The sequence below is a fragment of the Streptomyces sp. TRM64462 genome, assembly GCF_013362995.1.
In the GTDB taxonomy this organism is placed as follows: Bacteria; Actinomycetota; Actinomycetes; order Streptomycetales; family Streptomycetaceae; genus Streptomyces.
This window is the reverse complement of the sequence record NZ_JABWDV010000466.1, coordinates 1-19,834: the sequence shown is the minus strand read 5'-3', so window position 1 is coordinate 19,834 and position 19,834 is coordinate 1. Positions and strand designations below refer to the sequence as shown.

Here is a 19,834-nt window from a genome sequence, read left to right as displayed (position 1 = left end):
CGGTCACGCCGACAGCCGGGCCAGGGTGCGGACCAGCGCGTCCACGCCCCGTTCCGCCTTGGTGCGCGGGCACCCCAGGTTGACCCGTACGAAGCCCTTCGTGCCGTACTCGCCGCCCGGCTTCACGGCGACCTTCTCGCGGGCGACCAGCTCCGCGTTCAGCGTCTCGTCGTCCACGCCCAGCGGCCGCAGGTCGATCCACGCGAGGTACCCGGCCTGCGGCGGCGCGTACAGGGCGGCGCCCGGGAACGCCGCGTCGAGCCCGTCGGCGAGCAGCCGCAGGTTGCCCGCGAGGTACGCCCGCAGCTCGTCCAGCCAGGCGGCGCCGTGCCGGTACGCGGCGATGTGCGCGGTCAGCGACAGCACCGACGCCGCCGGCAGCCCCTCGGCGTTCTCCATGCGCCGTACGAACTCCGCACGCTGCTCCGGCTCGCCGATCAGCCCGTACGCGCCGGTCAGGCCGGGAAGGTTGAACGACTTCCCCGCCGAGGTGATCAGCGCCCAGCGGCTCCCGGCGGGGGCGACGGCCGGCCAGGGTATGTGGCGGTGCCCGTCATGGGTGAGGTCGGAGTGGATCTCGTCGCTGATCACGGCGACGCCATGCGCCTCGGCCAGCCGGACGAAGCCCTTCAGCTCGTCCTCCGTCCACACCCGGCCCGTCGGGTTGTGCGGCGAGCAGAGCAGCAGCACGCGCGCGTCGGGACGGGCCAGCTCCCGCTCCAGGGCCTCCTCGTCACCGACGGGCACGCCCCGCAGGGACCGCCCGAGCCCGGTCAGCGCCTTGATGAAGCCGACGTACGTCGGGGTGTGCACGACGACGCCGTCGCCGGGCTCCGTCCACATCCGCAGGAGCTGCGCCAGCTCGTTCACGACGGACGGCCCGTGCACCAGGGCCTCCGGGTCGATGTCCAGGCCGTAGCGGAGCCCGTACCAGTCCCGTACGGCCTCCGGGAACCCGGTGGACCGCCAGTCGGTGTAGCCGAACACGCCGTGGGCCACCCGCCGCTGGAGGGCCTCCAGGACCTCGGGCGGCGACCGGAAGTCCATGTCGGCGATGGTGAACGGCAGCAGCCCGGGGACCCCGTACTCGGCGGGGAGTACGTCCCACTGGAACGACCCTGTGCCCCGGATGTCCACCGGTGTGTCGAAGTCGTACGTCATCGTTCCCCTCCTCATGGCGCGGGCCCGGCACCGCGCTGTGCGGTACCGGGCCCGGCCTGTGTGTCGTGGTGACGCTTACTTCAGCTTCGTGTCACTTCAGCTTCGTACCGGCCGAGCGCAGCGCCTGGCACGCCTCGACGACGCGCGTGGCCATGCCCGCCTCGGCAAGCTTGCCCCAGGTGCGCGGGTCGTACGTCTTCTTCGAGCCGACCTCGCCGTCGACCTTCAGGACGCCGTCGTAGTTCTTGAACATGTGGTCCGCGACCGGACGGGTGAAGGCGTACTGCGTGTCGGTGTCGAGGTTCATCTTGACGACACCGTTCTCCAGGGCGGTGGCGATCTCCTCCTGGGTGGAGCCCGAGCCGCCGTGGAAGACGAAGTCGAACGGGGCGGCCTTGCCGAAGCGCTCCGCCACACCCTCCTGGAGGTCCTTCAGCAGCTCGGGGCGGAGCACGACGTTGCCCGGCTTGTAGACGCCGTGGACGTTGCCGAAGGAGGCGGCCAGCAGGTAGCGGCCCTTCTCGCCCAGGCCGAGGGCCTCGGCGGTGCGGACGGCGTCGTCGACGGTGGTGTACAGCTCGTCGTTGATCTCGTGGCTGACGCCGTCCTCCTCGCCGCCGGTCGGGGTGATCTCGACCTCAAGGATGATCTTGGCGGCGGCGGCCTGCACGAGCAGCTCCTGGCCGATGGCCAGGTTGTCGGCGAGGGTCTCGGCGGAGCCGTCCCACATGTGGGACTGGAACAGCGGGTTCTCACCCTTGGCGACGCGCTCGGCGGAGACCGCGAGCAGCGGGCGTACGTAGCCGTCCAGCTTGTCCTTGGGGCAGTGGTCGGTGTGGAGCGCGACGGTGATGTCGTACTTGGCGGCGACGATGTGCGCGAACTCGGCGAGGGCGACCGCACCGGTCACCATGTCCTTGCTGTACTGGCCGCCCAGGAACTCAGCGCCGCCGGTCGAGATCTGGATGATGCCGTCGCTCTCGGCCTCCGCGAAACCGCGCAGCGCCGCGTGCAGGGTCTGCGACGACGTCACGTTGATGGCCGGGTAGGCGAACTTGCCTGCCTTCGCCCGGTCGAGCATCTCGTTGTAGACCTCGGGGGTTGCGATGGGCATGGGTCCGCTCCTTGTGATCTGCGGTTGCGTTGCGTTGCTGATCCCTGACCTGGGGGCGACGTCATCGTCGCCCCTATCTTTCCAGACGGGCCCGTGGTCTCCACCCCCTGGACACCCCCGGCATACACGCGCCCTGCACGGGGCATAACCGACGGGTGCGTCGTTTCACGTGAAACGACGCACCCGTCGAAGAACACCCAGGTCAGCCGCGGCGAGGGGCTGACCTGGGGTCAGCTGAGGCCCAGCTCGTCCAGCGCGTACGCGTACCGGTAGGGCACCCCGGCGGTGTCGCTGATCTTCTCGGCGGCACCGGTCGCCCGGTCGACGATCGTGGCGACGGCGACGACCTCGGCGCCCGCCTCACGGACCGCCTCGACGGCGGTCAGCGGTGAGCCGCCGGTGGTGGAGGTGTCCTCGACGACCAGGACGCGGCGGCCCTTGATGTCGGGGCCCTCGACACGGCGCTGCATGCCGTGGGCCTTCGCGGCCTTGCGGACCACGAAGGCGTCCAGGGCGCGGCCGCGCGCGGCGGCGGCGTGCAGCATCGACGTGGCGACCGGGTCGGCGCCCAGCGTCAGCCCGCCCACCGCGTCGAAGTCGAGGTCGGCGGTCAGATCGAGCATGACCTGACCGACGAGCGGCGCGGCGGCGCCGTCCAGCGTGATCCGGCGCAGGTCGACGTAGTAGTCGGCCTCCAGACCCGAGGAGAGGGTCACCTTGCCGTGCACCACGGCCTTGTCCTTGATCTGCTGGAGCAGATCGGCTCGTACGTCAGTCATGCCTACGAGCTTAGGTCGTGTCCGGGTCAGAGCCTGCGCCAGGAGAACGTGGCCGCCATCTCCAGCGGCTCGATGGGGGTGACCAGCCGCGGGTCGGTGTTGAGCCCGTTCGGCGGACCCGACTGCGGCTCGACGCAGACGGCGGCGTCCTGTTCGTCGTAGACCACGACCCAGGGGGTCTTGCTGGCGACCTTCAGCTCCAGCCGCCCGGGCCAGGTCAGGGTGACGTCGACGCCGTCGGGCATGCCGAAGCAGTCGTCCCAGGGGCCCGGCCGCGGGTCGATGCGGCGGCCGGTGGGGAGGTGGTCGTCGCCGCGCTCCTCCTGCCAGTCGGGCGTGAAGTCGATCCTGACGTCGCCTGCGGCAGGGTCGCCGCCGAGGTTCCGGTTGAACCACGGGTGCCAGCCGGCCTGCGCGGGGAAGGAGTCCCCGTACGTCTCGACACCCAGCCGGAGGGTGAGCGAGGACTCGGTCAGCTCGAACATCTGGGTGACGAGGCCGGGGTACGGCCACGGGTCGGCCAGGTCGTACGTGAAGACCGCCTCGGTCTTGTCGGCACGGGCGGTGCGCCAAGCGGTGTCGCGGCCGGTGCCGTGGATGGCGTGGGGCGGGGCGTTCAGCGGGAGCTGGTGGCGGACGGCGCCGTTCAGGAACGTGCCGTGGGCGGTGCGGCCGCACCACGGCACCATCGGGAAGCAGCCGTACCGTTCGCCCTGGCGCAGCAGCTCGGTGCCGCCCACGCGGAGGCTGCTGATACGGCACCCGTTCGCGGGTGCGACGGTCAACTCGACGTCTCCGGCGGCCAGCCGGATCTCCTCTTCGCGCATGCTCACAGCGCCCGACCTTACGCGTGCCTACCTGCGGCGCCGCAGGGCGCGCCCCACGACGACCGCCGAGGCGAGCGCGAGTGCGGCGGCGGGGGCGATCCAGCGGAGCGCGCTGGGCCCGCCGACCGTGGCCGGACCCGGCACGGGCGCGTACCGGCCGCGCGGCGGGGCGTGATCGACCTCCTCGGCGCTGCGCCCGATCATGGTGCGCCGCGCGTGGGCCGCCTCGGCGGGCGGCTCGCCCGGCGGGGCCTCGGCGGGCGGGAAGTCGTCGACGGCGAACGGGTCCAGGGACGACTGTGGCACGGGCGCGTCGAACACGGCCGGCCGCGGCTCGTCGGCGTCCGCGTCGCCGCCGGCCGCCTCCTCGTCGTCGCTGTCGCCGTCGTACGCGCCGTCGTCCACACCGTCGTCGTCGACGTCGGCATCGACGTCGGCGTCGGCGTCGGCGTCGGCGTCGGCGTCGGCGTCGGCGTCGGCGTCGGCGTCGGCGATGCCGACGTCGTCCTCGGCGAGGTCCTTCCCGCCGGCGGCGCCCTCGGCGCCCTCGGCGGACCGGGCTGCCTCGGCCGCCTCGGCCGCCTCCGCGGCCTCGCTCGCCGTCTCCGCGAGGGATTCGCAGAAACGGTCCAGCAGGCGGTGCGCCGCCGCTGCCGCCGCGTCGTCCGGCACCTCGGCCAGCCGGCCGTCGGCGTCGGCGCTGCCGCTGAACGCCAGGGTCGTGCCGCCCTCGGCCGGGGCGAGCCGCAGGGTGAGGTCCAGGCGGGCGCCGCCCGAGCCTCGCGCCTCGCTGCCCTCGCCCTCCAGGCTGTACGCCCCGTCCTCCCGGGCGACGACGCGCAGCGCGCCGCGGTACGTGATGGTGTGCCCGCCGACACGCACCTTGAGCCGGCCCGTCAGGGCGCCGGCCGAAGCGTCCGCGTCCTGCGTGAGGCCCGGTACGCAGCGGGCGATACGGACGGGGTCGGCGAGCAGGTCACGGAGGGTCTGCACGGCGACCGGAACGAACACCTCATGCTCCATGGGAGCCGAGCCTACCCACGCCCGGCCGTCCCGTCCCTGATCCGCGCAAGGGCGATCCGCCGACACGCTCTCTACCCGCCGTAGCGGGGGTGGACCAGCGTCGAGGGCGGCAGGTGGGGGACGCGGGCCCGTTCGGCGCGCCGCGCGCCCGCCTGGAGAGCCGCCGCCGTGGGCACGCCCCGGCTCGGCGCGTCGGCGGCCAGGCCGAGCACCGGCGCCGCGAGGCCCCCGCCCCCACCGCCGTTCCCGTCCCCGCCCGCGCCCCCGGACGCGGAACCGGTCCCGGACCTGGGCCCGGACCTGGAGGCGGATGGAGCCGCGCCTCCGGACCCGCCTCCCGACCCGCCTCCGCACCCTGCCCCGCCCTCGGCCCCCGCCCCGCCCCCGGGAAGCGCCGCCGCCGCCAGGAACAGCCCCCAGTCGTGCGGCGCCCGCGCGCCCCCGCCCGCCGAACGGTCGGGCCCGCCCGCGAACCCGGTCGGCCGCGCCGTGACCCCGTACGGCGTGGTCGCGAAGCCCGCCGCCCGCAGCGTGGCCTCCACCGTCCAGTACGTGTGCGGCCGGGCGCGCATCGGCCCGGCGTGGACGGCGAGCCGCCCGCCGTCGGCGAGGACCCGCGCGGCCAGCCCGTAGAACTCCTCCGAGTACAGCTTGGTGCTGGCCGTGATGCCGGGGTGCGGCAGGTCGGACACGATCACGTCGTACGGGCGGGTGCGCGGCGCGGTGCGCAGCCAGTCGAACGCGTCGGCGTGGACGACCCGGACACGCGGGTCGCCGTACGCGTAGCCGTTGAGCTTCGCGAGGGCCGGGTCGGCGCGGGCGAGCCGTACGACCCCGGGGTCGACCTCGACGACGGTCACGGTCTCCACCGCCGCGTACCGCAGCACCTCGCGGGCGGCGAGGCCGTCGCCGCCGCCGAGGATGAGCACGCGCGCGTGGTGCCCGCGCATCGCGGGGTGCACCAGGGCCTGGTGGTACCGGTGCTCGTCGCGGCCGCTGATCCGCAGCCGCCCGTCCAGGAACAGGTCCGGCGGCTCGCCCGGGCGGCCCGTCAGCACGATCTCCTGCACGGGCGTCTGGACGGCGACCCGTACCTCGTCCCCGTACACGGCGCGGCGCGCGGCCCGCTCGAAGTCGTCGACGAGCACCGTCCCCGTGGCCAGCAGCCCCAGCACCACCGCGTTGGCGACGAGCAGCAGCAACCGCTCACGCGCCCGCAGGTCGCGGCCGAACAGCAGCAGCACCAGCGCGCCGCCCACCACCGCGTTCACCCCGCCCGTGACCAGCGCGCTGGTGAGCTGGCCCAGCCAGGGCAGCAGCAGGAACGGGAAGGCGAGCCCGCCGACCAGGGCACCCACGTAGTCGGCGGCGAACAGGTCCGCGACCGTGCCGCCCGCGTCCTGCTCGGCGCGCCGCGACACGCGCTGGATCAGCGTCATCAGGAGCGGTATCTCGGCGCCGATCAGCACGCCGATGGCCAGCGAGAACCCCACCAGCGCGTACCGCGAGCCGCCGAGCCAGGCGAACGTCGCGTACATCGCGAGCGCCGAGCAGCCGCCGAGCAGGGCGAGCAGCGCCTCCAGCAGCCCGAAGCCGACGGCGGCCCTGCAGCGCAGCCGCTTGGCGAGGAGGGAGCCGAGGCCCATCGCAAAGACCATCACGGAGAGCACGACGGACGCCTGGGTGACGGAGTCGCCGATCAGGTACGAGGCGAGGGCGACGAGCTCCAGCTCGTACACGAGCCCGCAGGCGGCGCAGACGAAGACGGCCGCCAGCACCAGGAAGCGCCCCGCCCGTGGCCCCGCGGGTCCGGGCGCCGCGTCCTCCCGCGAGGGCGGCGCCGCGGACGCGGAGGCGTCGGAGGTGGGCGCTTCGATCATGTGTTTACGCTACGTCACGCTCTGCTCGCCATTTGTCACCCACACGAGTGCTACCCGCGCGTTGCCGGCATGGCCGTCCTCACGGGTGCGCCGCGCCGGGGCGGGGGGCAGAAGCCGACGCTCGTCCGGGTGACGACGAGCTGCCCTTCCTGCGGGTACGCGTGCCAGGTCCGCCACCGCACCCTGCCTTCGTGGCGCTGCGCGAGCATGGCCGTGAAGGCGTGCGGCGAGCCCGGGAACGTACCGGCGAGGCCGTTGGGATGGTCGGCGACGAGCGCGAGCAACTCCTGGGCGCGGCCCGCGAAGGAGCCGCGGGAGAGCGTCTCGACGCGCGCCGCGAATTCGTACTCCCATCCGCCGATCCGTTTCGCCACGCCCAGCGGCAGGGGTGTACTGCTGCCGGGTATGCAGGCGACGGTCTCGGAGCAACTGCCGTGCTCCTCCTCCAGCAGGACCTGGTGGGACGCGCCGAGCAGTCTCAGTTGCAGGCTGGCTCCGGACAGTTGGAGGTCGAGGACGGCGAGCGCGGGCAGGGCTTCCCGCCCCAGCGCCCAGGCCAGGTCGGCTGCGCGCGTGTCGCTGTACGCGGTCTGGAGGGTCGTGAGCATGAGTCAGCTCCCGCATGCACGGTGATGACGGGTGGACCGGGGCGTCGTCCCGGACATGTTCGGGGGACGTTGGGGTACCGGCTCAGGGTCCACACGAGGTCAGAAGGGCTCGTTGTTCTGGACAGCGAGGCAATCATGAACCGCGCGAGGTTCATAGCGTCTTTACCCAACTTTGCGCGGTTTACGTACCTGGCGAGCAGTAACCATCCAACTGTTCACTAAATTCCGCATAAAAGGGCGCACGAACGGTCAACGGAGGCGCGCCCGGCGGATGTTCGTCACCGCCGGGCGCCCTTGCCCCGGAGCGGACCGGCTGCCCCGTGTCAGCCGTCTCCGCGTCCCGCTGTCCGGTCCGCTAACCCCGGCCCCCTCCGCCGGTCAGGGCGAGCAGCCCCATCCCGACGAGCACCAGCGCGCTGATCACCACGACCGCTCCGGCCATGCCGCCCGCCTTCTCAGGAGCCGCCACCACCGCAGCCGCCGCCCCCTCCGCCTCCTCCTCCGCCGCAGGAGGAGGCGGAGGAGCCCCCGCAGCCGCCGCCGTCGCTGCCACCGGCCCACCAGCCTCCGCCGCCGGACGAGGAGCCGCCGGACGCGGAGCTACGGCGACGACGCCCGCCGGAACGCCCGTTGGCTGCCGCCAGCGCGATGAGCAGCAGCGCGATACCACCGAAGATCAGTACGAATGCCATGGGTGGTTCACCGTCCCCCGTGTCGTGTGTGAGGAGGGGATGCCCCCGGCCGCCTCCGGCCAAATCCGAATTGAGGAACTCCAGAGGTTCAGTCCGACGAACCGCCGCCGCCCCCGCACGAGCTGGAGGACGACGAGCACGAAGACGGAGATGGGGACGAGCACGAAGACGAGGACGAGCACGAGGACGGGGACGAGCCGCACCCCGAGTCGGTCCCGAGGCCGCCGTCACCCGCCCCGCCACCGTGCGGGGAGCCCGCCCACCAGCCACCGGACGACGCCGGCGTCCCGTGCCGCCGCCCTCGCCTCACCGGACTGCCCGCCCGGCCGGTCGCGAGCTTCCAGATGATCGTTCCCGCGATGGCGAGGAACACCACGCCGAACAGCACCGGCAGCGCGACGCCGACCACGCTCAGCAACTCCCAGGCCTCGTCCGGGCCTCCGCCGCCCTCCACGAGGACGTTCCCCTCCTCGTCCACCACTCTGGCGCCTTCTTCCAGCTCCCAGTCCATGTCCCACGCCTCCCTGCCTCGTCCCTCGTAGTGTGTGCCGAGGGCATCCCCCCGCCCCGCTCCGCCCAAAGCCGACTTGAGGGAGGCCAGAGGTTCGTCCCGGACACGCACGGGCACGCGCGCTTGAGGTGCCGGCGCGTTCGGCTCAGGATGGCGGCCATGAACCGAGCACCGCTCAACCGCCGCCTCGCCGGGTTCGGAACGACGATCTTCGCGGAGATGTCCGCCCTCGCCGCCGCCACCGGATCCATCAACCTGGGCCAGGGCTTCCCCGACACCGACGGCCCCGAGGAGATCAGGGAGGCGGCCGTGCGTGCCCTGCGCGACGGGCGCGGCAACCAGTACCCGCCGGGCCCCGGCGTCCCCGAGCTGCGCACCGCGATCGCCGCCCACCAGTCGCAGCGGTACGGCCTGTCGTACGACTCCGACACGGAGGTCCTGGTCACGGCCGGGGCGACCGAGGCCATCGCCGCGAGCCTGCTGGCCCTCGTCGAGCCGGGCGACGAGGTGATCGCCCTGGAGCCGTACTACGACTCGTACGCCGCGTGCATCGCGATGGCGGGCGGCACCCGCGTTCCGGTCACGCTGCGCCCGGACGCGGCCGAGGCCCGCTTCGTGCTCGACCTGGACGAGCTGCGGGCCGCCGTCACCGACCGCACTCGGCTCATCCTCCTCAACACCCCCCACAACCCCACCGGCACCGTCCTCACCCGCGACGAACTGGCGGCCGTCGCGGCCCTCGCCGTCGAGCGGGACCTGCTGGTCGTCACGGACGAGGTGTACGAGCACCTCGTCTTCGACGACGCCGAGCACATCCCGATCGCGACGTTCCCGGGGATGCGGGAGCGTACGGTGACGATCTCGTCGGCCGGGAAGACGTTCTCGTTCACCGGCTGGAAGGTCGGCTGGCTGACCGGACCGCCGGATCTGACGACCGCCGTGCGCACGACCAAGCAGTTCCTGACGTACGTCGCGTCCGGACCGTTCCAGTACGCGATGGCGGAGGCGCTGCGGTTCCCGGAGCAGTACTTCGAGGACTTCCGCGCCGGCATGCGCGCCAAGCGCGACATCCTCGCCGAGGGGCTGCGCGCCGCCGGCTTCGACGTGTTCCTGCCGCGCGGCACGTACTTCATCACCACGGACATCGCCGCCCTGGGCGAGAAGGACGGCGTGACGTTCTGCCGCTCGCTGCCCGAGCGCTGCGGTGTGGTCGCGATCCCGAACCAGGTCTTCTACGACCATGCCGACGCGGGGCGGACCATGATCCGGTTCGCCTTCTGCAAGACCGAGCCCGTGTTGCGCGAGGCGGCGGCCCGGCTCGCGCGGCTCTGACGACGCGGCCGCGTCACGGTCCTGTCGTACGGACCCCTGGGAGCCCCTGGGACCCCTGGGCTCAGGCCTCGTCGCCGTCGCCGGACTCGCCGGACTCGCCGGGCTCCAGGCCGAGCTGCTCCACAATCCACTTGTCGAACTCGATCGACGCGCGGACCCAGCTCACGGTCGACGACACGAAGTGCTCCAGGCTCACACCCGTACCGATGAGCATCTGCGCCTCACCGATGAGCCGGACCGTGGCGCCGCCCTGCTCGTCCTCGTGGAGGTGGCTGTAGACCTTGGGCCACAGCGTGCGGCGGTTCCAGTCGTCGATGGTCTCCAGGATCTTCGCCCGGTCCTCGACCGGGTGCGGGCGGTCGTAGAAGGTACGGACCGAGAAGACCTGCTGCTCCGCCTCCCCGCGGAACATGAAGTAGGTACGGAAGTCCTCCCACGGCGCCGCGAGGTCGCCCTCGTCGTCGACGACGTACTTGAGCTCCATCTGCTCGAGGAGCTGCTTCACCAGGTCCTGATCGGGGACGACGGGGCCCGCCGGTCCTGCGGCCTGTGGCTGGGGCTGGGGCTGGCCCCCGAAGTTCGGAATCGAGGACGGGTCGATGGTCACCGGGTAATTCCCTTCGTACGGATGCCGCCATCCTCTCCCATCGCGGGCGGGGGCTGGCAAGCCCGCCCGGCGGCGATCCGCTGCGGGCTGACATGATCTCGGCCCATGGCGGAGGAGCAGCCCCGCCGACGGCTGCCGGCCGTGCCGGCGGCACTGTTCTGCGCGCCCCTGCCGGCGGCCTCACACCACCCGAGGCGGCTACAGCGTCTTCGCGGTCGCCGCCCGCCCCACCACCAGCCCCCCGTCCCCGCGGTCCACGCGGACCGTGTCGCCGTCCTTGACCTCGCCCGCCAGGATCTCCTTGGCGAGCCGGTCGCCGATGGCCGTCTGGACGAGGCGGCGCAGCGGGCGGGCGCCGTACGCGGGGTCGTTGCCCTCGTCGGCGAGCCAGTCCAGGGCGGCCGGGGTGACGTCCAGGGTGAGCCGGCGCTCCGCGAGGCGGGCGGACAGGCGGGCGATCTGGAGGCGGGCGATCCGCGCCAGCTCGTCCCGCGTGAGGGCCGAGAAGACGACGATGTCGTCGAGGCGGTTCAGGAACTCCGGCTTGAAGGAGGTGCGGACCACCTCCAGGACCTGCTCGCGCTTCTCCGTCTCGCTCGTCGTCGGCTCGACCAGGAACTGGCTGCCGAGGTTCGACGTCAGCACCAGGATGGTGTTGCGGAAGTCGACCGTCCGGCCCTGGCCGTCCGTCAGACGGCCGTCGTCCAGGACCTGGAGGAGGATGTCGAAGACCTCCGGGTGGGCCTTCTCGACCTCGTCCAGCAGGATCACGCTGTACGGGCGGCGGCGCACCGCCTCCGTGAGCTGGCCGCCCTCCTCGTAGCCGACGTAGCCGGGGGGCGCGCCGACGAGCCGGGCGACGCTGTGCTTCTCGCCGTACTCCGACATGTCGATGCGGACCATGGCCCGCTCGTCGTCGAAGAGGAAGTCCGCGAGTGCCTTCGCCAGCTCGGTCTTGCCGACGCCCGTCGGGCCGAGGAAGAGGAACGAGCCGGTGGGCCGGTCGGGGTCCGCGATGCCCGCGCGGGTGCGGCGGACGGCGTCCGACACCGCCTGGACGGCCTCCTTCTGGCCGATGAGGCGCCTGCCCAGCTCGTCCTCCATGCGGAGCAGCTTCTGGGTCTCGCCCTCCAGGAGGCGCCCGGCGGGGATGCCGGTCCAGGAGCCGACCACGTCCGCGATGTCGTCGGGGCCGACCTCCTCCTTGACCATGGTGTCCTTCGCGGCCTCCTGCTCGGCCTCCGTCGCGGCGGCCAGTTCGCGCTCGACGGCCGGGATCTCCCCGTACAGCAGCTTGGACGCCGTGTCGAAGTCGCCGTCGCGCTGGGCGCGTTCGGCCTGGCCGCGCAGGTCGTCGAGCTGCTCCTTCAGCTCGCCGACGCGGTTGAGGCCCTGCTTCTCCTTCTCCCAGCGGGCGGTGAGGCCGCGCAGCTCCTCCTCCTTGTCCGCGAGGTCACGGCGCAGCTTCTCCAGGCGCTCCACGGAGGCGGGGTCCGTCTCGTTCTTCAGCGCCAGCTCCTCCATGCGGAGCCGGTCGACGGCGCGCTGCAGCTCGTCGATCTCGACGGGCGACGAGTCGATCTCCATACGGAGGCGGGACGCGGCCTCGTCGACGAGGTCGATCGCCTTGTCGGGGAGGAAGCGCGACGTGATGTACCGGTCGGAGAGCGTGGCGGCGGCGACCAGCGCCGAGTCCGCGATCTGGACCTTGTGGTGCGCCTCGTACCGGCCCTTGAGGCCGCGCAGGATGGCGATGGTGTCCTCGACGGTCGGCTCGGCGACCAGGACCTGCTGGAAGCGGCGCTCCAGGGCGGGGTCCTTCTCGATGCGCTCCCGGTACTCGTCGAGGGTCGTGGCGCCGACCATGCGCAGCTCGCCGCGGGCCAGCATGGGCTTCAGCATGTTGCCCGCGTCCATGGCGGAGTCGCCGCCGGCGCCCGCGCCGACGACGGTGTGCAGTTCGTCGATGAAGGTGATGATCTGGCCGTCGCTCTCCTTGATCTCGGACAGGACGGTCTTCAGGCGCTCCTCGAACTCGCCGCGGTACTTGGCGCCGGCGACCATCGCGCCGAGGTCGAGGGCGACGAGCCGCTTGTTCTTCAGCGACTCGGGGACGTCGCCCTTGACGATCCGCTGGGCGAGCCCCTCGACGACGGCGGTCTTGCCGACGCCGGGCTCACCGATGAGGACGGGGTTGTTCTTGGTGCGGCGGGACAGCACCTGCACGACGCGGCGGATCTCCTGGTCGCGGCCGATCACCGGGTCGAGCTTGCCTTCGCGGGCGGCGGCCGTGAAGTCCGTGCCGAACTTCTCCAGGGCCTTGTACTGCCCCTCGGGGTCGGGGGTCGTCACGCGGCGGCTGCCGCGGGCCTTGGTGAAGGCGTCCAGCAGCTTCTTCGCGCTCGCGCCCTGCCGCGTGAGCAGTTCGCCGGCCTGGCCGCCCTTGGCGGCGATGCCGATGAGCAGGTGCTCCGTGGACAGGTACGCGTCGCCCAGCTCGCGGGCGCGGGCCTGGGCGTCGGCGATGACGGCGAGCAGCTCGCGGTTGGGCTGCGGCGGCGCGACCGTGGAGCCGGTGACGCTGGGCAGGGCGGCGAGCAGCCGCTCGGTGCCGGAGCGCACGGCGGCCTGGTCGGCCTCGACGGCGGCGAGCAGGTCGATCAGGTTCTCGTTGTCCTGGCCGGAGAGCAGGGCCAGCAGCAGGTGCGCGGGGGTCAGATCGGCGTGCCCGTCGGACACGGCGCGGCTGGTGGCGGCGTTGAGCGCTTCCCGGCTCTTGTTGGTCAGCTCGGCGTCCACGTACTGCCTCTCCTCCTGGCTATGGCGCTGGGTCTATGGCCTGCCTCGGCCAACGTCCACAAAGTTGAGTCTACTGCACTCAATGTGGCTGGTGCCAGCAGCCACCGGTAGGTTCCGGCCCATGGCCATCGACCTGCGCGACCCCGACGACTCCTATGTCAGCTTCTGGCGCGAGCGCCATATGTGCACGCTGACCACGCCCCGCCAGGACGGCTCCCCGCACGTGGTGCCGGTGGGTGTGACGTACGACCCCGAGGGCGGCGGGAAGGGCATCGCCCGGGTGATCACCAACAAGCACAGCCGGAAGGTCGCCAACGTCCTCGCGGCCGGCCCGGAGGGCGCGCGCGTCGCCGTCTGCCAGGTGGCCGAGGGCCGCTGGGCCACGCTGGAGGGCCGCGCCGTGATCCGTACGGAGCCGGAGGCCGTCGCGGACGCGGTCGCGCGGTACGCGGAGCGCTACGGGCGGACGCCGGCGCCGAACCCGGACCGGGTCGTCATCGAGATCACCCTCACGCGGGCGATGGGCCGCGCCTGACCGTACGCAGGCGACGAAGTCCGTACGGAAGCCCGTACGGAAGCCCGTACGCATGCGAAAAGCACAGCGGCGCCATCGTGTTTCAGGTCCACGATGGCGCCGCTGTGTGGGGGAAGCACCTGAGCGATCTACAACGACGGGGGGATCGCTCAGGCGCTGCGGGGGGTGGCGGTGGTGGTCTCGGCCCCGACGAGCTGGTGGTCGCGCTGGTCGAGGTTGACGAAAATCATTCCGTAGCGAATGGCGCAGCGGACGGGCTGCGGGGCACCCCGGGGCCGGCGCAGGCACCGGTAGGCGCGGATGTCCTCATCGTCTCCGCGCGTGATGACGATGGGCTCACCGAAGAGAGTGACCATCAACGAATCGCCACCTTGCGGCACAGCGGTGACGAGGTCGATGAAGTGCCACCCGGAACGGTAGGCGGACGCCATCTCGCGCCGGAAGCGGGGGTCATCGGGGACGTTCATGCCGCGACACCCGCAGGAGCGGTCTCCCAGGTAGGCTCACCGGTCCCGTCGGCGGCACCGGCGGGGGCGATCTCCCAAGTGGGATCGCTCACACGCTCGGGTGCGACCTCCCAAGTGGGTTCGCGCGGGCTCGCGGGTCCGGCATCCCACGTGGGCTCGCCCGCGGCGACACTGCCTGCGGCGGTGCTCTCCCACGTCGGCTCCCCGCTGGCTGCGACGGCACCCAGCGTGGCCGCGGCGGCGACAGCTATGGCGCTAAGTGCACGAACCATCCTGGTCATGGACGATCTCCACCTCTTTTTGTCCTTACCTCCTCCCCCGCGCCTATGACGATGGCTCACTCCGAACACTTCCACCAGCCAGTCCAGGCATCATGTTCCTGAAATACAGGACCCTGAGGGGGGTGCAAATGCGGTCAGAGGTGGATGATCCGGAAACCGGGCACACTCATGACGAGCTGTGCGAAGCCGGAAAGCACCTGTACGCGGCCGCCCTGCGCGCCGGCCGGATAGCCCGCTCCGAAATCGTCGACGCGGCGCCCTGCCTGATCGACCTCGCCCTGCTCTGCCCCGACCCGGACGACCCCCAGCTGCTGCGGCCCGTGCCTCCGTCCATCGCCCTCAACCAGCTGATACACCCCATAGAGCGGGAGATCCAGCAGCGGCGGCAGCGCGCCCTGTCGTTGGCCGATGCATTCGAGCCGTTCATGACGATCACCACGGCGACCTCCACGCCCTCCGCCGCCATCAACGTCCTGGAGGGCCTCGCCGTCATCAACTCCCAGCTCGACCGCGTGATGGAGGAGTGCTCGGTCGAGCTGCTCACCGTCCAGCCCGGCAGCGGCCGCAGGCCGGAGACCGTGAAGGCGGGGCTGCGCCGGGTCGAGCCGCTCCTCGACCGCGGCGTCCGGATGCGCACCCTCTACCAGCACACCGCCCGCCACCACTCGGCGACGATGGGGTACGTCGAGCGGATCATGCCGTACGGGCTGGAGGTCCGCACCCTTGAGGAGATCATCGACCGGCTCATCATCGTCGACCGGAAGATAGCGTTCATACCGGCGCGCAGCGACCGCCAAGTCGCCCTGGAACTGCGCCACGAGGGTCTTGTGCAGTACCTCGTGGGCGTCTTCGAGCAGTTCTGGCTGCACGGCATCCCGTGGGAGGAGGAGGTCGTCTCGTACGCCCCCGCGCGGGGCGGCATCAGCGGCATCCAGCGGTCCATCGCCAAGCTGCTGGTCGAGGGGCACGTGGACGAGGCCATCGCCCGCCGCCTCGGGATGAACGTACGGACGTGCCGCGCCCACATCGCGAAGCTCGCGTCCACGCTGGGCAGCGGCAGCCGGGCCCAGCTCGGCTATCTCATCGCCCGTTCCGGGATCCTGGACGACGAGGCGGGCGGCTGCCTGTCCGCGCCGGGTACGGGGTGCCCCGCGGAGGAGCCGGAACAGGCCCGCGGGCACGACCAGTCCGCCTCCTGCGACTGAGCGCGGACGCCCTGCGCGGCCGGCCGGGCGGCTGGGCGGCTGGGCGGCCGGGCGAGTGGTCCTCGGTGGCCGGGCGGCCCGGGCGGCCGGGCGGCCCGGTGGTCAGCGTTCCGCGAGCTGCCAGGGCGTGACGTCCACCGCGCCGGTGTTGCCCAGGTCCATCGGGCCGTCGTGCGGGGCGACCGTCTGGGGCTCGACGCCCGGCGCCGGCCGCACGCGCAGATACGCGCCGCTCGTCGCCGGCACGTCCGCGCGGGTCACCGTGTTCCGCCACATCACCGACGCCTGGGCCCGCTGCCCCGGGCGCAGCACGATCCTCGTGGGGCGCGCCGTGCCGCCTGCCGCCTCGGTACCGCGCCGCACGGTCACCTCCAGGTCCTCGCGCCGCTCGTCGAGCACGGCGACGTCCGGGTAGCCGCTCACCTCGAACGGCCGCGTACCGCAGTTGTCGAGCAGCACGCCCATCGCCCGCAGCCCCAGCGCCCCGTCGGTGATGCCCAGCGAGACCCGCACCCCCGACGCGGGACAGGGCCCCTCGGGTTCGGGCGCCTCGGTCGGCCACAGGGACATGTCGGAAGGCCGGGTCGGCAGCGTCGACGGCATCACCAGGCCCGGCGTCGGAGCCCCCGGCGCCACGGCCCCCGCCCCCGAACCGCCTGAGCCGGGGCCGGAGCCTGAGCCCGCCCCGCTCGTGCCGCACCCCGCGGCCGCCACCACGAGCGCCGCCACCGCCACAACCGCCCTGCTCCCCCTCGTACGCATGCACGGATCATGGCACGCGAAAGGCCCCCTCCGAGGAGGGGGCCCACCACCGCACAAGCAGGGATCTATTCGCCGCCGCCGCGCTTGCCGCCCGGCCGCCACACCACCAACGCACTGGTCTGCTGCACGTCCTGATACGGCACCAGGTCACGCCGGTACGAGGCGTGGACCTGGGCCTCGCGCTGACGCATCGCCACCGCCGCGCCCTCCAGCGCCGATGTCAGCTCGGCCACCCGGGCCTCCAGCGCGGTGACCTGGTTCTCCAGTTCGATGATGCGCTTGATTCCGGCCAGGTTGATGCCCTCGTCCTGCGACAGCTGCTGCACCTGCCGGAGCAGCTCGATGTCACGGGCCGAGTAGCGCCGGCCGCGCCCGGCGGTACGGTCCGGGGAGACCAGACCCAGCCTGTCGTACTGGCGCAGCGTCTGCGGGTGCAGACCGCTGAGCTGGGCGGCCACCGAGATGACGTAGACGGGCGTCTCGTCGGTCAGTTCGTACGGGTTGCGTCGGCGTGGGTCCATTGCGTCAAGCCCCCTTCGCGGCCTGGAACAGCTCCGCCCGCGGGTCGTCGCCCACGGTCGCCTGACGGTACGCCTCCAGAGCGTCGCGCGCCTTGTCGTCCAGCTCCTTCGGCACGGCGACCTCCACGGTGACCAGGAGGTCCCCGCGCGTACCGTCCTTGCGGGTGGCGCCCTTGCCCCGGGCGCGCATCGTACGGCCGTTGGGTGTGCCGGCCGGGATCTTCAGCGTGACCGGGGGCCCGCCGAGCGTCGGCACCTTGATCTCGCCGCCCAGGGCCGCCTCGGCGAACGAGACGGGCACCGTGACGGTGAGGTTGTCGCCCCTGCGGCCGAACACGGGGTGGGCGTCGACATGGACGACCACGTACAGGTCGCCGGCCGGGCCGCCCCGCTCGCCGGGCGCGCCCTTGCCGCGCAGCCGGATCCGCTGCCCGTCGGAGACGCCCGCCGGGATGCGGACCTGCATGGTGCGCGACGACTTGGCGCGGCCGCTGCCGTGGCAGACCTCGCAGGGATCCTGGGCGATGAGCCCGCGGCCCTTGCAGTCCACGCACGGGTCGGTCAGCGAGAACGAGCCGCTGCCGCCGCGCGAGATCTGCCCGGTGCCGACGCACGTCGGGCACACGCGCGGCGTGCCGTTCTTGTCGCCGGTGCCGGAGCAGGCCTGGCACGGCTGCTGGCTGGACATCCGGAGCGGGACCGTGGCCCCGTCCACCGCCTCGGTGAAGCTGAGCGTCACCTCGGACTCGATGTCCTGGCCCCGCCGCGGCTGCGTACGGGTGCCGGCGCCGCGGTTGAACAGCCCGCCGAACACGTCCCCGAGCCCGCCGCCGAAGCCGCCGGCCCCGGCACCGCCCGGACCGCCGCCCGGCGCGCCGCCTCCGAAGAGGTCGCCCAGGTCGAAGTTGAACGTGCCGCCCGCACCACCCGGTCCGGGACGGAAGCCGCCGTTGCCGAAGAGCGCGCGGGCCTCGTCGTACTCCTTGCGCTTCTTGGGGTCGCCGAGGACGTCGTTCGCCTCGGAGATCTCCTTGAAGCGGGCCTCGGCACTCGCGTCGCCCTTGTTGGCGTCCGGGTGGTACTCGCGGGCGAGCTTCCGGTACGCCTTCTTGATCTCGGCCTCGGTGGCGTCCTTGGGGACGCCGAGGACCTTGTAGTAGTCCTTCTCGACGAAGTCCTTCGTACTCATCGACGTCCCTCCTCCCGGACGATCACTGCGTCAGCGCCGGGGCCGGCGGTCCTGGGACCGCCGGCCCCGCGGCTGTCAGCCCTCTTCGGGGCCACCGCTCTCCTCGTCGGCCGACTTCTCTTCCTTGGGCGCCGACGCGGCGCCCGGCTGGGGCTCGGCGACGGCGACACGCGCGGGACGGATGGTCCGCTCGCCGATCCGGTACCCCGGCTGAAGGATCGCCACGCAGGTCGTCTCGGTGACGTCCGGCGCGTACGAGTGCATCAGCGCCTCGTGCACGGTCGGGTCGAAGGGCTCGCCCTCCTTGCCGAACTGCTGGAGGCCCATCTTGGCGACCACGGTCTCCAGCGACTCGGCGACCGACTTGAAGCCGCCCACCAGCTCGCCGTGCTCACGGGCCCGGCCGATGTCGTCGAGCACCGGCAGCAGCTCGCCGAGCAGGTTCGCGACGGCGACCTCCTTGACGGCGACGCGGTCGCGCTCGACCCGGCGGCGGTAGTTCTGGTACTCGGCCTGGAGCCGCTGGAGGTCCGCGGTGCGCTCGGAGAGCGCGGTGCGCACCTGGTCCAGCTGGGCGGTCAGGCCGGCCGCCTGGTCGGTCGTGCCGGTCTGGTTCGCGTCCCCTGCCGGGGCCGCCGAGCCCTCCTCCGTGGAAGAGGTCTCGGCAGCGGCCTCGGCGGCGTCGTCAGCGGCGCCGGAGGGGACGTCGGGCTTCTCCTCGAAGCCCGGGGTCTCCTCCGTCATGCGGCGCCACCCTTCGGCTTCTCGTCGTCGACGATCTCGGCGTCGATCACGTCGTCGTCGGCCTTGGCGCCCGCGCCGGCACCGGCGCCGGCCCCGGCACCGCCGGCCGCGCCCTGGGCGGCCTGCGCGTCGGCGTACATGGCCTGGCCGAGCTTCTGGGAAACGGCCGCGACCTTCTCGGTGGCGGTGCGGATCTCCGCGGTGTCCTCGCCCTTCAGCTTCTCCTTGAGCTCGTTCACCGCCGTCTCGACCTCGGTCTTGATCTCACCGGGCACCTTGTCGGCGTTGTCGGCGAGGAACTTCTCGGTCTGGTAGACGAGCTGCTCGCCCTGGTTGCGGCTCTCGGCGGCCTCGCGGCGCTTGTGGTCCTCCTCCGCGTACTTCTCGGCCTCCTCGCGCATCCGGTTGACCTCGTCCTGCGGCAGCGAGGAGCCGCCGGTGACGGTCATCTTCTGCTCCTTGCCCGTGCCCAGGTCCTTCGCGGTCACGTGCATGATGCCGTTGGCGTCGATGTCGAAGGCGACCTCGATCTGCGGGACGCCACGGGGCGCCGGCGGCAGACCGGTCAGCTCGAACATGCCGAGCTTCTTGTTGTACGCGGCGATCTCGCGCTCGCCCTGGTAGACCTGGATCTGCACCGACGGCTGGTTGTCCTCGGCCGTCGTGAAGATCTCGGAGCGCTTCGTCGGGATCGTGGTGTTGCGCTCGATGAGCTTCGTCATGATGCCGCCCTTGGTCTCGATACCGAGGGACAGCGGGGTCACGTCGAGGAGCAGGACGTCCTTGACCTCACCCTT

Annotated in this window: 20 protein-coding genes; 3 read left to right on the top strand and 17 right to left on the bottom strand. The window is 72.4% G+C overall.

Translation table 11 applies throughout. The features are described 5' to 3' along the window. Window positions 1–3: 3 nt before the first annotated feature. The 9 genes from HTZ82_RS31185 to HTZ82_RS31145 all read right to left on the bottom strand — a co-directional run bounded on the left by HTZ82_RS31185 (window position 4) and on the right by HTZ82_RS31145 (window position 8,595). Window positions 4–1,161: a MalY/PatB family protein gene (locus tag HTZ82_RS31185; RefSeq protein WP_175412768.1), complete on the bottom strand. Its 1,158-nt coding sequence runs from the start codon at window positions 1,159–1,161 to the stop codon at window positions 4–6. Between the two features lie 91 nt (window positions 1,162–1,252). Then, window positions 1,253–2,275, bottom strand: coding sequence for a class II fructose-bisphosphate aldolase (gene fbaA / locus HTZ82_RS31180; protein ID WP_175412767.1), 1,023 nt, complete (start codon window positions 2,273–2,275; stop codon window positions 1,253–1,255). 230 nt (window positions 2,276–2,505) lie between these two features. After that, window positions 2,506–3,054, bottom strand: coding sequence for an orotate phosphoribosyltransferase (gene pyrE, locus HTZ82_RS31175; RefSeq protein WP_175412766.1), 549 nt, complete (start codon window positions 3,052–3,054; stop codon window positions 2,506–2,508). 26 nt (window positions 3,055–3,080) lie between these two features. Continuing rightward, on the bottom strand, window positions 3,081–3,881 hold the full coding sequence (locus HTZ82_RS31170; protein WP_175412782.1) for an aldose 1-epimerase: 801 nt from the start codon (window positions 3,879–3,881) through the stop codon (window positions 3,081–3,083). A gap of 27 nt (window positions 3,882–3,908) precedes the next feature. Next, window positions 3,909–4,904: an SRPBCC domain-containing protein gene (locus HTZ82_RS31165; protein ID WP_175412765.1), complete on the bottom strand. Its 996-nt coding sequence runs from the start codon at window positions 4,902–4,904 to the stop codon at window positions 3,909–3,911. 71 nt (window positions 4,905–4,975) lie between these two features. Then, entirely contained in the window at window positions 4,976–6,784 is a 1,809-nt protein-coding gene (locus HTZ82_RS31160; protein WP_175412764.1) for a polyamine aminopropyltransferase, read from the bottom strand. A 50-nt stretch (window positions 6,785–6,834) separates the two neighbouring features. Further along, window positions 6,835–7,392 carry a DUF2617 family protein gene (locus HTZ82_RS31155; protein WP_175412763.1) on the bottom strand — a complete coding sequence of 186 codons (558 nt, stop codon included), beginning with the start codon at window positions 7,390–7,392 and terminating at the stop codon, window positions 6,835–6,837. A 455-nt stretch (window positions 7,393–7,847) separates the two neighbouring features. Next, complete coding sequence (locus HTZ82_RS31150; RefSeq protein ID WP_175412762.1) at window positions 7,848–8,084, bottom strand: hypothetical protein; 237 nt, start codon at window positions 8,082–8,084, stop codon at window positions 7,848–7,850. An 88-nt stretch (window positions 8,085–8,172) separates the two neighbouring features. After that, window positions 8,173–8,595, bottom strand: coding sequence for a hypothetical protein (locus tag HTZ82_RS31145; protein WP_175412761.1), 423 nt, complete (start codon window positions 8,593–8,595; stop codon window positions 8,173–8,175). A 150-nt stretch (window positions 8,596–8,745) separates the two neighbouring features. Between HTZ82_RS31145 and HTZ82_RS31140 the strand changes: the two genes are divergently transcribed. After that, entirely contained in the window at window positions 8,746–9,927 is a 1,182-nt protein-coding gene (locus HTZ82_RS31140) for a pyridoxal phosphate-dependent aminotransferase (RefSeq protein WP_375540880.1), read from the top strand. A 61-nt stretch (window positions 9,928–9,988) separates the two neighbouring features. On the opposite strand, the gene HTZ82_RS31135 is transcribed toward HTZ82_RS31140, so the two are convergent. Together HTZ82_RS31135 and clpB are read right to left on the bottom strand one after the other, a co-directional pair. Further along, window positions 9,989–10,534, bottom strand: coding sequence for a YbjN domain-containing protein (locus HTZ82_RS31135; protein WP_175412759.1), 546 nt, complete (start codon window positions 10,532–10,534; stop codon window positions 9,989–9,991). A 198-nt stretch (window positions 10,535–10,732) separates the two neighbouring features. Beyond that, complete coding sequence (gene clpB / locus HTZ82_RS31130; RefSeq protein ID WP_175412758.1) at window positions 10,733–13,333, bottom strand: ATP-dependent chaperone ClpB; 2,601 nt, start codon at window positions 13,331–13,333, stop codon at window positions 10,733–10,735. A gap of 121 nt (window positions 13,334–13,454) precedes the next feature. Between clpB and HTZ82_RS31125 the strand changes: the two genes are divergently transcribed. Continuing rightward, on the top strand, window positions 13,455–13,868 hold the full coding sequence (locus HTZ82_RS31125; RefSeq protein WP_175412757.1) for a pyridoxamine 5'-phosphate oxidase family protein: 414 nt from the start codon (window positions 13,455–13,457) through the stop codon (window positions 13,866–13,868). A 149-nt stretch (window positions 13,869–14,017) separates the two neighbouring features. On the opposite strand, the gene HTZ82_RS31120 is transcribed toward HTZ82_RS31125, so the two are convergent. Further along, window positions 14,018–14,335 (bottom strand): (2Fe-2S)-binding protein, encoded by a 318-nt coding sequence (locus tag HTZ82_RS31120; RefSeq protein ID WP_175412756.1) that lies wholly within the window; start codon window positions 14,333–14,335, stop codon window positions 14,018–14,020. Window positions 14,336–14,744: 409 nt separating this feature from the next. Here HTZ82_RS31120 and HTZ82_RS31115 point away from each other — a divergent pair, with 409 nt between their 5' ends. Beyond that, window positions 14,745–15,821, top strand: coding sequence for a helix-turn-helix transcriptional regulator (locus HTZ82_RS31115; protein WP_254712248.1), 1,077 nt, complete (start codon window positions 14,745–14,747; stop codon window positions 15,819–15,821). 102 nt (window positions 15,822–15,923) lie between these two features. Here HTZ82_RS31115 and HTZ82_RS31110 read toward each other — a convergent pair whose 3' ends face one another. From HTZ82_RS31110 to HTZ82_RS31090, 5 genes are all read right to left on the bottom strand, one after another. After that, window positions 15,924–16,583: a DUF4232 domain-containing protein gene (locus tag HTZ82_RS31110; protein ID WP_175412755.1), complete on the bottom strand. Its 660-nt coding sequence runs from the start codon at window positions 16,581–16,583 to the stop codon at window positions 15,924–15,926. A 65-nt stretch (window positions 16,584–16,648) separates the two neighbouring features. Beyond that, window positions 16,649–17,104: a heat shock protein transcriptional repressor HspR gene (locus HTZ82_RS31105; protein WP_175412754.1), complete on the bottom strand. Its 456-nt coding sequence runs from the start codon at window positions 17,102–17,104 to the stop codon at window positions 16,649–16,651. 4 nt (window positions 17,105–17,108) lie between these two features. Then, window positions 17,109–18,293 (bottom strand): molecular chaperone DnaJ, encoded by a 1,185-nt coding sequence (dnaJ, locus tag HTZ82_RS31100; protein ID WP_175412753.1) that lies wholly within the window; start codon window positions 18,291–18,293, stop codon window positions 17,109–17,111. 75 nt (window positions 18,294–18,368) lie between these two features. Then, entirely contained in the window at window positions 18,369–19,037 is a 669-nt protein-coding gene (gene grpE / locus HTZ82_RS31095; protein WP_175412752.1) for a nucleotide exchange factor GrpE, read from the bottom strand. Continuing rightward, the coding region (locus HTZ82_RS31090; protein WP_175412751.1) for an Hsp70 family protein at window positions 19,034–19,834 on the bottom strand (801 nt) is incomplete at its 5' end. The genes HTZ82_RS31090 and grpE, both read right to left, overlap by 4 nt.

Bases quoted from the DNA above. Each gene is read 5' to 3' on its own strand.
- HTZ82_RS31140 (WP_375540880.1), top strand. From the start codon at position 8,746: ATGGCGGCCATGAACCGAGCACCGCTCAACCGCCGCCTCGCCGGGTTC.
- HTZ82_RS31170 (WP_175412782.1), bottom strand. From the start codon at position 3,881: ATGCGCGAAGAGGAGATCCGGCTGGCCGCCGGAGACGTCGAGTTGACC.
- HTZ82_RS31105 (WP_175412754.1), bottom strand. From the start codon at position 17,104: ATGGACCCACGCCGACGCAACCCGTACGAACTGACCGACGAGACGCCC.
- dnaJ (WP_175412753.1), bottom strand. From the start codon at position 18,293: ATGAGTACGAAGGACTTCGTCGAGAAGGACTACTACAAGGTCCTCGGC.
- HTZ82_RS31120 (WP_175412756.1), bottom strand. From the start codon at position 14,335: ATGAACGTCCCCGATGACCCCCGCTTCCGGCGCGAGATGGCGTCCGCC.
- fbaA (WP_175412767.1), bottom strand. From the start codon at position 2,275: ATGCCCATCGCAACCCCCGAGGTCTACAACGAGATGCTCGACCGGGCG.
- HTZ82_RS31150 (WP_175412762.1), bottom strand. From the start codon at position 8,084: ATGGCATTCGTACTGATCTTCGGTGGTATCGCGCTGCTGCTCATCGCG.
- pyrE (WP_175412766.1), bottom strand. From the start codon at position 3,054: ATGACTGACGTACGAGCCGATCTGCTCCAGCAGATCAAGGACAAGGCC.
- HTZ82_RS31160 (WP_175412764.1), bottom strand. From the start codon at position 6,784: ATGATCGAAGCGCCCACCTCCGACGCCTCCGCGTCCGCGGCGCCGCCC.
- HTZ82_RS31155 (WP_175412763.1), bottom strand. From the start codon at position 7,392: ATGCTCACGACCCTCCAGACCGCGTACAGCGACACGCGCGCAGCCGAC.
- HTZ82_RS31145 (WP_175412761.1), bottom strand. From the start codon at position 8,595: ATGGACTGGGAGCTGGAAGAAGGCGCCAGAGTGGTGGACGAGGAGGGG.
- grpE (WP_175412752.1), bottom strand. From the start codon at position 19,037: ATGACGGAGGAGACCCCGGGCTTCGAGGAGAAGCCCGACGTCCCCTCC.
- HTZ82_RS31165 (WP_175412765.1), bottom strand. From the start codon at position 4,904: ATGGAGCATGAGGTGTTCGTTCCGGTCGCCGTGCAGACCCTCCGTGAC.
- HTZ82_RS31110 (WP_175412755.1), bottom strand. From the start codon at position 16,583: ATGCGTACGAGGGGGAGCAGGGCGGTTGTGGCGGTGGCGGCGCTCGTG.
- HTZ82_RS31115 (WP_254712248.1), top strand. From the start codon at position 14,745: ATGCGGTCAGAGGTGGATGATCCGGAAACCGGGCACACTCATGACGAG.
- HTZ82_RS31125 (WP_175412757.1), top strand. From the start codon at position 13,455: ATGGCCATCGACCTGCGCGACCCCGACGACTCCTATGTCAGCTTCTGG.
- HTZ82_RS31185 (WP_175412768.1), bottom strand. From the start codon at position 1,161: ATGACGTACGACTTCGACACACCGGTGGACATCCGGGGCACAGGGTCG.